The sequence below is a fragment of the Streptomyces colonosanans genome, assembly GCF_001866645.1.
Taxonomy (GTDB): Bacteria; Actinomycetota; Actinomycetes; order Streptomycetales; family Streptomycetaceae; genus Streptomyces; species Streptomyces colonosanans.
Genome location: NZ_MLYP01000046.1, coordinates 18,849 through 30,442, shown reverse-complemented (window position 1 = coordinate 30,442; position 11,594 = coordinate 18,849). Strand labels below are relative to the sequence as shown.

Annotated in this window: 10 protein-coding genes; 3 read left to right on the top strand and 7 right to left on the bottom strand. The window is 72.3% G+C overall.

The features are described 5' to 3' along the window. Nucleotides 1-20 precede the first annotated feature (20 nt). Together BIV24_RS18220 and BIV24_RS18215 are read right to left on the bottom strand one after the other, a co-directional pair. Nucleotides 21-719, bottom strand: a complete 699-nt coding sequence (locus BIV24_RS18220) for a hypothetical protein (protein WP_071367402.1) — start codon at nt 717-719, stop codon at nt 21-23. 1 nt (nt 720) lies between these two features. Beyond that, nucleotides 721-1,242, bottom strand: a complete 522-nt coding sequence (locus tag BIV24_RS18215; protein WP_071367401.1) for an RNA polymerase sigma factor — start codon at nt 1,240-1,242, stop codon at nt 721-723. A 348-nt stretch (nt 1,243-1,590) separates the two neighbouring features. On the opposite strand from BIV24_RS18215, the gene BIV24_RS18210 reads away from it, so the two are divergent. Further along, entirely contained in the window at nt 1,591-2,607 is a 1,017-nt protein-coding gene (locus tag BIV24_RS18210) for an aspartate-semialdehyde dehydrogenase (protein ID WP_071367400.1), read from the top strand. A 66-nt stretch (nt 2,608-2,673) separates the two neighbouring features. On the opposite strand, the gene BIV24_RS18205 is transcribed toward BIV24_RS18210, so the two are convergent. Beyond that, on the bottom strand, nt 2,674-3,147 hold the full coding sequence (locus BIV24_RS18205) for a DUF1203 domain-containing protein (RefSeq protein ID WP_071367399.1): 474 nt from the start codon (nt 3,145-3,147) through the stop codon (nt 2,674-2,676). A gap of 238 nt (nt 3,148-3,385) precedes the next feature. On the opposite strand from BIV24_RS18205, the gene pepN reads away from it, so the two are divergent. Then, the gene (gene pepN / locus BIV24_RS18200) at nt 3,386-5,968 is read left to right on the top strand and encodes an aminopeptidase N (RefSeq protein WP_071367398.1); all 2,583 of its coding nucleotides are present in this window, start codon (nt 3,386-3,388) and stop codon (nt 5,966-5,968) included. 362 nt (nt 5,969-6,330) lie between these two features. Here the strand turns inward: pepN and BIV24_RS18195 are convergent, their stop codons facing one another. Continuing rightward, the gene (locus BIV24_RS18195) at nt 6,331-7,806 is read right to left on the bottom strand and encodes an FAD-dependent monooxygenase (RefSeq protein ID WP_071367397.1); all 1,476 of its coding nucleotides are present in this window, start codon (nt 7,804-7,806) and stop codon (nt 6,331-6,333) included. A gap of 113 nt (nt 7,807-7,919) precedes the next feature. Between BIV24_RS18195 and BIV24_RS18190 the strand changes: the two genes are divergently transcribed. Beyond that, entirely contained in the window at nt 7,920-8,489 is a 570-nt protein-coding gene (locus tag BIV24_RS18190) for a TetR/AcrR family transcriptional regulator (RefSeq protein WP_071367396.1), read from the top strand. 244 nt (nt 8,490-8,733) lie between these two features. On the opposite strand, the gene BIV24_RS18185 is transcribed toward BIV24_RS18190, so the two are convergent. The 3 genes from BIV24_RS18185 to BIV24_RS18175 form a co-directional block, all read right to left on the bottom strand. After that, a complete protein-coding gene (locus tag BIV24_RS18185; protein WP_071367395.1) occupies nt 8,734-8,967 on the bottom strand; it encodes a hypothetical protein in 234 nt (77 codons plus the stop codon). Between the two features lie 99 nt (nt 8,968-9,066). Continuing rightward, nucleotides 9,067-11,226, bottom strand: coding sequence for a 4-alpha-glucanotransferase (gene malQ, locus BIV24_RS18180; protein ID WP_079168352.1), 2,160 nt, complete (start codon nt 11,224-11,226; stop codon nt 9,067-9,069). Then, nucleotides 11,227-11,454, bottom strand: coding sequence for a hypothetical protein (locus BIV24_RS18175; RefSeq protein ID WP_071367394.1), 228 nt, complete (start codon nt 11,452-11,454; stop codon nt 11,227-11,229). Nucleotides 11,455-11,594 lie beyond the last annotated feature (140 nt).

Here is an 11,594-nt window from a genome sequence, read left to right as displayed (position 1 = left end):
CCCTTTGCATGGCGTGCGCCTCACGTCCCGCACCTGGCCGTACCCGACGGCGGCAGGCCCTGGAGGATCCAGGCGCGTTCGCCCGCGATGTCCTCCTCTCCCGTCACCCACAGGTCCGGCACCTTGGAGCCGCCCAGGATGCCGACGAGGACGTGTTCGCCCTTGTGCGGCCGGGGATCGGTGTCCCGGTCCATGAGGAAGGTGACCTCGCCCTCGCCGGTGGCGGGTACGTAGTGGCGGTCGACGGCCAGCGTGATCCGCTCCCGGGTGCTGCCCGGCACGCCCCTGACGTCGGTCACCCGCCCCTCCACGACGAGCCGGGCGCAGGCCAGGTAGCCGGACGCGCGGTCGGATGCCGCCGCGCGCTTGCTGGACGCGTCCGCCGAACCGGTGACGGGGTTCTGCGCGACCAGCCATCCCATCCCCAGGACCGTGGCCGTCACGGCGGCCGCGACGAGGACGCCGAGAGACCATGCGCCGGGGTGGCGCATCCACGTCCGTCGCGGCCGGGGCACCCGGACCGGCTCGGCCCGCGGCCCGGGTTCCTGTTCGGCCAGAGCGTCCCCGATGATCCCCAACTGCTCGCGCAGCAGCGCCACATCGTCCCGTGCCGACCGGTGCTCGGCCATGAAGGCGGCGTCGGCGTGTGCCCCGTCCGGCAGCGGCTCGCCGGTGATCGCGGCCATCAGCGCGTCGGCGCCGTCGTACTCGGCGGCCACGTCACACCACCTCGTTCTCGTGCAGACGGTCGCGCAGCGCGCGGACCGCCGAGTGGAGCCTGCTCTTGACCGTGCCCTCGGGGATGCCGAGTTCCTGCGCGATCCCCCGGACCGGCAGATCGGCGTAGAAGCGCAGGACGAGAACCTGGCGCTGGGCGTCGGGCAGCTCGTCCAGGCCCTGGGCGACGGCGAGGGAGAGCAACCGGGAGTCCTCACCCGAGGAGTGCTCGACCGGCCGGAGCACGGCAAGGCGCTCGCCGAGCCGCTCCTGGCGGCGCTTGGCCCGGTGCCAGTCCATCGCCAGGTTGGAGGCGACGACCGCCGCCCACGCCGAGACGTCCCGCGGCGCCTCGCGTCCGCTCGCGGCCCGCTCCAGCAGCCGCAGGCGGACCTGCTGTACCCCGTCCGGCAGGTCCGCCTGCGGCACCCCGCCGAGCGCGAGCACCGCCCGCACCCTCCGTTCCTGGGCCGCGTCCAGGGGGTCGTCCACCGTGTGGTCCGCCCCCGGCCCGCGGCGGGCCATTCTGCGCAGCACAGCACCCTCCCCTTCTCCGCGTCCCCCTACGACGCCACAGCGGCCCGAAACGTTCGGCCGACTTCCACGGGCATGCGAAAGAGGCGTACGTCACACCGTGGTGTGCGCCGGGCAGGCGCGGGGCGGCACGGCTTGCGGTCCGGGGTGCCCGGCAGCCGGATTCCCCCAGCTCAGAGAGGGTGGACGCCGGACATCTGCAACCGGCGGCCGGACGGTCACGTCCCACTCCTTGGGCACACCATGCAGAGAATTGGACAGGTGTGCCGGGGTCGGCCGCATGATGGAGAAGCCTCGGCCGAGCAAAAGGTACGTACAGCACAGACAGAGGGAGTCGCCGTGAGGGTCGGAATCGTCGGAGCCACCGGTCAGGTCGGCACGGTCATGCGCGGGATCCTCACGGAACGGAACTTCCCGGTCACCCAGCTGCGCCTGTTCGCGTCCGCCCGTTCGGCGGGGACGGTCCTGGACGGCGTGACGGTGGAGGACGCGGCGACGGCCGACTACACGGGCCTGGACATCGTGCTGTTCTCCGCGGGCGGCGCGACCTCGAAGGCGCTGGCCGAGAAGGTCGCCTCGCAGGGCGCCGTGGTGATCGACAACTCCTCCGCCTGGCGCCGGGACCCGGACGTACCGCTGGTCGTCTCCGAGGTGAACCCGCACGCGATCGTGAACCGGCCGAAGGGCATCATCGCCAACCCGAACTGCACGACGATGGCCGCCATGCCGGTGCTGAAGCCGCTGCACGAGGAGGCGGGCCTCGAGGCGCTGGTGGTCGCCACCTACCAGGCGGTGTCCGGCTCGGGCCTCGCGGGCGTGGCGGAACTGCACGGCCAGGCCCAGAAGGTGATCGCCGACGCCGACAAGCTGACCCACGACGGCGAGGCGGTCGACTTCCCCGACCCGGCGGTCTACAAGCGCCCGATCGCCTTCAACGTCCTCCCCTTCGCGGGCAACCTCGTCGACGACGGCCTGCACGAGACCGACGAGGAGCAGAAGCTCCGCAACGAGTCCCGCAAGATCCTGGAGATCCCGGGGCTGAAGGTCTCCGGCACCTGCGTCCGCGTCCCGGTCTTCTCCGGCCACTCCCTCCAGGTCAACGCCCGCTTCACGCGTCCGCTGTCGGTGGAGCGCGCGACGGAACTGCTGGCCGGCGCCCCGGGTGTGGTCCTCTCCGACATCCCGACCCCGCTCCAGGCGGCCGGTCAGGACGCGTCGTACGTGGGCCGCATCCGCTCGGACGAGACGGTGGAGCACGGCCTCGCCCTGTTCGTCTCCAGCGACAACCTGCGCAAGGGCGCGGCCCTGAACGCGGTGCAGATCGCGGAACTGGTGGCGGCGGAGCTGAGCGAGTAGGAACCGTCATACGCCGAAGGGGCGCGCACCGGCAGCGGTGCGCGCCCCTTCGGCGTGTCCGGTTCCTCATCGGTCCCTGCGGACCTCGTACAGGAAGCACCCGTATTCCACAGCCCGGACGTGGACGAGCGTCACGGCCGGGTCGGCGAACGCCTCCGCGAAGGCCGCCTCGAAGTCTTCCTCGACCAGACGGCCACCGAGGATGTGGCCCTCCCGGGAGTAGCGGCGGACGGTGCGGTGGGCGTTCGAGAACGGATGTCCGCGCAGGTCGGGGCCCTCGCACTCGTCAGCGTGAAGGAAGACCGGCCCCTGCTCGTCGTACGCGCCCAAGGCGGCGCCCGTCCGTGCCGCCCAACGCCGCAGGGGCGCGTAGGAGACCAAGGCGATCCGCTCGCCGGGCGCACTGCGGCGCAGGCAGCAGCGCAGGGGCGCGCCGCCCTCCCGGTCCGTGAAGGGATTCATGGGGCGGCCGGCGTCATCGGTGGTGCGAAGCTCCTTCAGGACTGCCGGTTCGATGGGGCGTGCCGTGTACGTCGTCATGGCCCCAGGCTCTCGCCCGCCCGCGCGGTTCTCCGGCGGATTCCGGACGTCGCGTTCCGGATCCGGTCCGTGCGGTGTCCGCAGGCAAGTCCGTCCAGGCCGAAGCGAAGGTCCGGGGCGGGGCCTCACCTGCGCGCGGTGCCGTGCCGGCGGACGGTGCATCAGGCCCCGTTCATCGCCCAATGTGGTGACGACGTGCAAGGATGGCGCAACCCACACATACCGAGGAGATGACCGCGTGCCTGGCACAAACCTGACTCGCGAAGAGGCGCAGCAGCGGGCGAAGCTGCTCACCATTGACTCGTACGAGATCGATCTCGACCTCTCCGGCGCGCAGGAGGGCGGTACCTACCGGTCCGCGACCACGGTGCGCTTCGACTCCGCGGAGAACGGCGCGGAGTCCTTCATCGACCTGGTGGCCCCGGCCGTCCACGAGGTCACCCTCAACGGCGACCCGCTGGACCCCGCCGAGGTCTTCAAGGACTCGCGGATCGCGCTGCCCGGGCTCCTCGAGGGGCGCAACGTGCTCCGCGTGGTCGCCGACTGCGCGTACACCAACACCGGTGAGGGCCTGCACCGCTTCGTCGACCCCGTCGACCAGCAGGCGTACCTCTACACCCAGTTCGAGGTGCCCGACGCGCGACGGGTGTTCGCGTCGTTCGAGCAGCCGGACCTCAAGGCCACCTTCCAGTTCACCGTGAAGGCGCCCACCGGCTGGAGCGTCGTCTCCAACTCGCCCACCCCCGAGCCCAAGGACGACGTCTGGGTCTTCGAGCCGACCCCGCGGATCTCGACGTACATCACGGCTCTGATCGTGGGCCCGTACCAGTCCGTGCACAGCGTGTACGAGAAGGACGGGCAGAACGTCCCGCTCGGCATCTACTGCCGGCCCTCCCTGGCCGAGTTCCTGGACGCCGACGCCATCTTCGAGGTGACCCGGCAGGGCTTCGACTGGTTCCAGGAGAAGTTCGACTACGCGTACCCGTTCAAGAAGTACGACCAGCTCTTCGTACCGGAGTTCAACGCGGGCGCGATGGAGAACGCGGGCGCGGTCACCATTCGCGACCAGTACGTCTTCCGGTCCAAGGTCACCGACGCCGCGTACGAGCTGCGTGCCGAGACGATCCTGCACGAGCTGGCCCACATGTGGTTCGGCGACCTGGTGACCATGGAGTGGTGGAACGACCTGTGGCTGAACGAGTCGTTCGCCACCTACACCTCCATCGCCTGCCAGGCGTACCACCCCGAGAGCCGGTGGCCGCACTCCTGGACGACCTTCGCCAACTCCATGAAGACGTGGGCGTACCGGCAGGACCAGCTGCCGTCGACCCACCCGATCATGGCCGAGATCAACGACCTCGACGACGTCCTCGTCAACTTCGACGGCATCACGTACGCCAAGGGCGCCTCGGTCCTCAAGCAGCTCGTCGCCTACGTCGGCATGGACGAGTTCTTCGCGGGTGTCCAGGCGTACTTCAAGCAGCACGCGTACGCCAACTCCCGTCTGTCCGACCTGCTGGGCGCCCTGGAGAAGACTTCCGGCCGCGACCTGAAGACGTGGTCGAAGAAGTGGCTGGAGACGGCGGGCATCAACACCCTCCACCCGGAGATCGAGACGGACGACAGCGGCGTCATCACCTCCTTCGCCATCCGCCAGGAGGCCCCGGCACTCCCGGCCGGCGCGAAGGGCGAGCCGACCCTGCGTCCCCACCGCATCGCCATCGGCCTGTACAGCGTGGACGGTTCGGGCGACGGCCGGCTGGTGCGCGAGAAGGACGGCCGGATCGAGCTGGACGTCGACGGCGAGCTGACCGCCGTGCCGCAGCTGGTCGGCCGGAGCCGCCCGGACGTGATCCTGCTCAACGACGACGACCTGTCGTACGCGAAGGTCCGCCTGGACGAGAAGTCCCTCGCCTTCGTCACCGAGCACCTGGGCGACTTCGAGTCGTCGCTGCCGCGTGCCCTGTGCTGGGCCTCGGCCTGGGACATGACCCGTGACGCGGAGCTGGCGACCCGCGACTACCTCTCCCTCGTCCTGTCCGGCATCGGCAAGGAGTCGGACATCGGTGTCGTGCAGTCGCTGCACCGCCAGGTGAAGCTGGCCGTCGACCAGTACGCCGCCCCGGCCACCCGCGAGGCGCTGCTGACCCGGTGGACGGACGCGACCCTCGCCCATCTGCGCGCCGCCGAGCCGGGCGGCGACCACCAGCTGGCGTGGGCGCGTGCCTTCGCCGCGACCGCGCGTACGCCGGAGCAGCTGGACCTCCTGGAGGGGCTGCTGGACGGTTCGCAGACCATCGAGGGGCTGGTCGTCGACACCGAGCTGCGCTGGGCGTTCGTGGAGCGGCTCGCGGCGGTGGGCCGTTTCGACGAGACGGAGATCGCGGGCGAGCTGGAGCGGGACAAGACGGCGGCCGGTGAGCGGCATGCGGCCACCGCCCGCGCCGCCCGCCCGACCGCGGAGGCCAAGGCCGAGGCCTGGGCGTCGGTCATCGAGTCCGACAAGCTGCCGAACGCCGTGCAGGAGGCGGTGATCGCCGGCTTCGTCCAGACCGACCAGCGTGAGCTGCTCACTCCGTACACGGACCGGTACTTCGAGGTGGTCAAGGACATCTGGGACTCCCGCTCCCATGAGATCGCCCAGCAGATCGTGACCGGCCTGTATCCGTCGGTCCAGGTCTTCGAGGCGACGCTGGCGAAGACCGACGCGTGGCTGGCCGCCGCCGAGCCGCCCCCGGCGCTGCGGCGACTGGTCTCGGAGTCGCGCTCGGGCGTCGAGCGGGCGCTGAAGGCACAGGCGGCGGACGCGGCCGCGGCGTAGTCGTACTGCCCTGCACGGCAGCGGGCGCCCGGCACATCGCCGGGCGCCCGCTGCCGTTCGGCCGGTGTGCGCCGCTCGAGCCGGCCGAGGACCGTCGCCCCGAAGGCCAGGGGCCAGGAGCGCGGTCCTGCGCCCCGTGCACGCACAGTGGGTCGGCCAACCGGCCGACCCGCCAACGACCTGGGGAGCAATAGGGAGTGGGTGAAGGAGCGGCGTCCGGTGCGGTCGATCGCAAGGCGCCGGAAGGTCCTCGTAGCGGAGCTACCAGGACCTTCCGGCAACGCCGTGATCGGCCGTGCCGGACGCCGCGACGCCGCTCCCTATTGCTCCCCAGGTCGTAAGTCAGTTGCTCTCCGGTACGGTCAGCTCCGGCCCGTCCATTCGGTCAGCGCCGCCTCGAGCCGCGCCGGGTCGGGCGCGTCGGCCGCCCAGGCGACGTATCCGTCGGGCCGCACGAGCACGGTCGTACGGCGCTCGCTCGCCCAGCGCTCCACCGCCAGTCGGTCCTTGCGGCCGGCGGCGTCGCCCGCCTGCGGGGTGATGAGGACGAACCGGCCGCCGCGCAGGGCCTCGTAGAGCCGGCCGCCGCCGGCGAGCGCGACATCGGGGATGCGCTTGCCGGTCAACGGATGGGCGCCGCGGGGAGCGGCATACGCGTACCCGATGCCGGTGAGCTGGCCCATCGCCCGCTTCCGGACCGGACCGACATGGTCGATGAGAGTGACCAGCCCGGCACGCAGCGCCCGCGTCCAGGGGCGCCTGGCCATCCCCATCCGGACGATCCCGCCGCTGCTGCGCAGCACTGACTTTCCGACCGGGTGGCGCTCGGACTGGTAGGTGTCGAGGAGCGCGGGGTCGGCGTGGTCGCGGAGGACGGCGGCAAGCTTCCACGAGAGGTTCGCGGCGTCCTGCAGACCGGTGTTCATGCCCTGGCCGCCGGCCGGGGTGTGCACATGTGCGGCGTCCCCGGCGAGGAAGACGCGGCCGACGCGGTACGCGGGCGCCTGGCGCTCGTCGCTGTGGAAGCGGGACATCCAGCGGGCGTCACGCATGCCGTAGTCGCGGCCGAGCGCGCGGCGGACGATCTCCCGGACCTCGTCGAGGTCGAGCGGCGCACTGTCGGGGACGTCGCGGTCGCGGCGCCAGCCGATGACCCGGTAGTAGCCGTCGCCGAAGGGTGCGAGGAAGGCGAACGCGCCACCGGCCGCGTTGGCGGTCAGCACCTCCTCGGGCTTCTCGTCGAGCAGGACGTCGGCGAGGACGACGGAGCGGATGACGGACTTGCCCGGGAAGGGCAGTCCGATCGCCTGGCGCACGGCACTGCGCATGCCGTCGGTGCCGACGACGTAGGCGGCACGCATGTCCGCGGATTCCCCGTCCGGGCGGCGCACCTGGAGCGTCACGCCGTCGGCGTCCTGGCTCAGCCCGGTGACCTCGGTCTGGTGGACGAACCGCGCCCCGGCCTCGACCGCGCGCCGCTCCAGCGCGCTCTCCACCTCGTACTGCGGGAGGACGAGAAGGTGGTTGAAGCGGGAGGGGAGGGTGTCGAGCCGCACGCGGAGAGCACCGAAGAGCCGAAGGTCGCTGAGGGGCTGCCCCTTGACCTCCACCTCGTCCGCGAGGCCGCGGGCGTCGAGCTGCTCCAGGGTGCGGGCGTGCAGGACGAAGGCGCGCGAGAGGTTGCTGATCCCGTGGGGGCGCCTGTCGACGAGGGTGACGGGGACGCCGGCGGTCGCGAGGTCACCGGCGAGCAGGAGTCCGGTGGGGCCGGAGCCGACGACGATCACATCACCAGTGGTGGCGGTGCTGGAAGCGGTGCTGCGGGTTGTGCCCTTCATGACGACCTCCTGATGCCAACACTCGCTGGCCAACTCCCGTTGGCCAACTTCCGTTTGCCAACATAGAACGGCCTGGCTGGACTGTCAACGGATGTTGGCCTACATTTGTTGGCATGCCCGACAGACCACCTCGTCGCTCCGACGCCACCCGCACCGCGATCCTCGCCGCCGCGCGCGAGCGCTTCGCCTCCGACGGCTACGAGCGCGCCACCATCCGCGCGATCGCCAAGGACGCCCGGATCGATCCGTCCATGGTGATGCGCTACTACGGCTCGAAAGAAGGCCTCTTCGACGCCGTCCTGGACGTCGATCTCCGTATCCCGAACCCACGGGAACTGCAGCGGCAGACCGTGGGCGAGACCCTGGTGAGCCACTTCCTCACTCTCTGGGAGGAGAACAACGACGCGCTCACGGCGATGCTGCGCGTGAGCGTCACCAACCCGGCGGGGGCCGAGCGTCTCCAGGGGATCTTCCGGGACCAGATACTGCCGGTCGCACGGCATGTCTGCCCGGATCCCGAGCAGGCGCCCGCCCGGGCCGGGCTCACCGCGTCGCAGGTACTGGGGATGGCGCTCACGCGGTATGTGCTGAAGTTCCCGCCGGTCGCCGCCCTGGCCCGCGAGGAAATCGTGGCCTGGCTGGCTCCGACGCTGCAGCGCTACCTCACGGCGCCACACCCATGACACGCGCCGAGCCCGGGTGATGCGGCAACGCGACGAGGCACCGTGCCGGGCGTCGCGACAGGGCAGACATTGCCCGTTCGGGGCATTAGCCCGTCCGGGTGAGGCAGGCTCGGGTGAAACGCGTCGAGGGAGCCCACGCACCGGACGGGTGCGTGGACTCCCTCGGGGGAAGTGCATGCCGGCCGAAGGCCGGGGGCCCAGGAGGCCCGGGGCGGTGACCCCGTGACCCCGGAGGGCGTCAGCCCTACTTGGTCTGCTTGCGCGACTTGTCGAGGACCATGACGAGACCCGCGATGACCAGGAACAGCACGATCGGAGCCACCACGAAGTACCCCAGCGTCGCGGCCGCACTCAGGCCCTGGCCGGGGTCGTCGCCGTCGTCGCGGGTCAGCGCGAGCGCGGGGGACGACATGAGCAGCATCATCAGCGTCGTACCGGCGGCCAGGGCGCCGGCGCGCAGGGCGTTCTTCTTGTCCACGGTGCAAAAGTAGCGAACGCCCGAACGAGCCGCGCGCCCGGGGTCCCGCTACCGGGCCTCCACCCCGCGTACCCACCCCCGTCCCGCACGTCCCGCCACTCACTCTTCGGCCCCGGCCGCCGTCCCGGCACTCTCCGACGCCGAGCCTCGCCCCCGTGGGCCGCCGTCGCCGCCGGTCGCCCGGACCCTCCCGCGCAGCACGTCCACCAGCGCGTGCAGTCGCGGTGACGCCGCCAGTTCCTCCAGGGCCACCGGGTGCCCGTCCGCGTCCGCGATCGGCAGGCGCCAGTTCGGGTACTGGTCCCAGGTGCCCGGCAGGTTCTGCGGGCGGCGGTCGCCCACCGCATCGGGGAGCCAGACCCCGATCAGCCGGGCCGGGGTGCGCAGCAGGAAACGGTGGACGGCCTGGATCTCGATCTCCTCCATGGCCGTGGGGCCCCCGCCACTCGTCCCCTTCAGCAGTCCGAGCCGGGACAGCAGGACGAGCCATGCGCGGGTGTCGGCGGCGGCCGCGGCCCGCTCCCGGTCCAGGGGGCGGTTCAACAGGCCCAGCCGGTCGCGGAGTTCGACATATTCGCCGGTGAGCCGGGCGGCGGTCGGCGGCAGGTCGTGGGTGGTGGCGGTGGCAAGGCAGTCCGCCCTCCAGCGCTCGGGCTGCAGGGGCCGCCCCGTACCCTCCCAGTCGCGCTCGAACCACAGTACGGACGTGCCGAGCACCCCGCGCTCGTGCAGCGTCTCGCGCACCCCGGGCTCCACCGTCCCGAGGTCCTCACCGATGACCGGCGCCCCGGCGCGCGAGGCCTCCAGCACCAGGACGGCGAGCATGGCCTCGGCGTCGTAGTGGACGTAGGTGCCCGCAGTGGGCGGCTGCCCCTTCGGCACCCACCACAGCCGGAACAGGCCCATGACGTGGTCGATGCGCAGGGCGCCCGCGTGCCGGAGGAGAGCACGCAGGAGGCGGCGGTAGGGGGCGTAGCCGGAGGCGGCGAGGCGGTCGGGGCGCCAGGGGGGCAGGCCCCAGTCCTGGCCGCGCGCGTTGAACGCGTCCGGCGGTGCGCCCACCGACATGCCGGCCGCGAGGTGTTCCTGCTGCGCCCAGGCGTCGGCACCGCCGGGGTGCACGCCGACCGCAAGGTCGTGGATCAGCCCGACCGCCATCCCGGCATCGCGCGCGGTGCGCTGGGCGGTGGCGAGCTGGGTGCCGGTGAGCCAGGCGAGCCGGGTGTGGAAGTCGACGCGGTCCATCAACTCGGCACGGACGCGGACGGTTTCGGCCGAGCGCGGGTCGCGCAGCCGGGCGGGCCAGGCGTGCCAGTCGGAGCCGTACACCTCCGCGAGCGCACACCAGGTCGCATGGTCCTCCAGCGCCTCGCCCTCCTCGGCGAGGAAGTCGGCGTACGCGGCGCGCCGCCCGGGTCCGAGGGGCACGGCGTGGACGAGTTCGAGGGCCTCGCGCTTGAGGTCCCACACGGCGTCGCGGTCGATCAGCTCGCCCTTGCCGAGCACGGCCTCCCGCAGCCGGGCGGCGCGCTCCAGCAGCGTACGGACGCGGCCTTGGTCCTCGACGTACGCGAACTCGGGGACGTCCTCCACGCGCAGGTGCACGGGGTCCGGGTAGCAGCGGGAGGAGGGGCGGTAGGGGGAGGGGTCGGTGGGGGCGCCGGGTACGGCCGCGTGCAGGGGATTGACCTGTACGAACCCGGCGCCGAGCGCACGCCCGGCCCACGCGGTCAGCTCGGCGAGGTCGCCGAGGTCGCCCATCCCCCAGGAGCGGCTGGAGAGGAGGGAATAAAGCTGGACGAGCAGTCCGTAGGAGCGTCCGGGTGGCGCGGGCAGCCGGGCGGGCGCGGCGACGAGATGGGTGTCGGCGGTGCGTCCGTCGGGTGCGGTGGCGCGCAACGCGTGGACGCCGGGCGGAAGTTGTCCGGCAACGGCGCGCACCTCGCCCTGTTCGGTCTCGATCCGCAGGCGGGTGCCGTCGGGGAGCCCGGCGAGTGCGGCGGGCGGCCGTCCGCCCCAGCTCACCACGGTCGGCGGCAGCAGACGGCCGCGCAGCTCCCCTTCCCGTGCAGCGAGAGCGCGGCGCACGGCGTCCGGGGTGCTCGCATCGACGCCGAGCGCGGCCAGCGCGGCGGTGACCGCGGTGTCCGGCGCCTGGGCCGTGCGGTCCGGGGAGGGGCGGTAGGAGGTGGCGACGCCGTGCAGCGCGGCGAGCCGGGCCAGCGGCGTCCCGTCGCGCGCGGGGTCGGCCGGCGTCATCTAACGCCCCGCGGGATCCGGATGGACGGCGGAGGGCTCGCTGGTCAGGGGCGTGAGGTCGGCGAGCGGCGGTTCGCTGGTGAGGGGCTCGGCGTCGGGCAGCGGCGGCTCACTGGTCAGCGGCGCCTCGGTGCGGACGCTCTCCGCGCTGAGGATGTGAGGGGCGGCGGACGGCCCCGCGTCGCGTTGAGCCTGGGCCGGAAGCGGGAGGTGTTCCGGTGCGGCCACGGGGGCCTCCTTGTCGTCGTACGACGGATGCGGGTGAGAGCAGGCCTACCCAGCGGGCGCGTTCACAGACGCACCAGGACGGACAACGTGTGTTCGGCCATGGACCGTACCGGGGGCCCGGACGGACCGCGTGCGCGCCG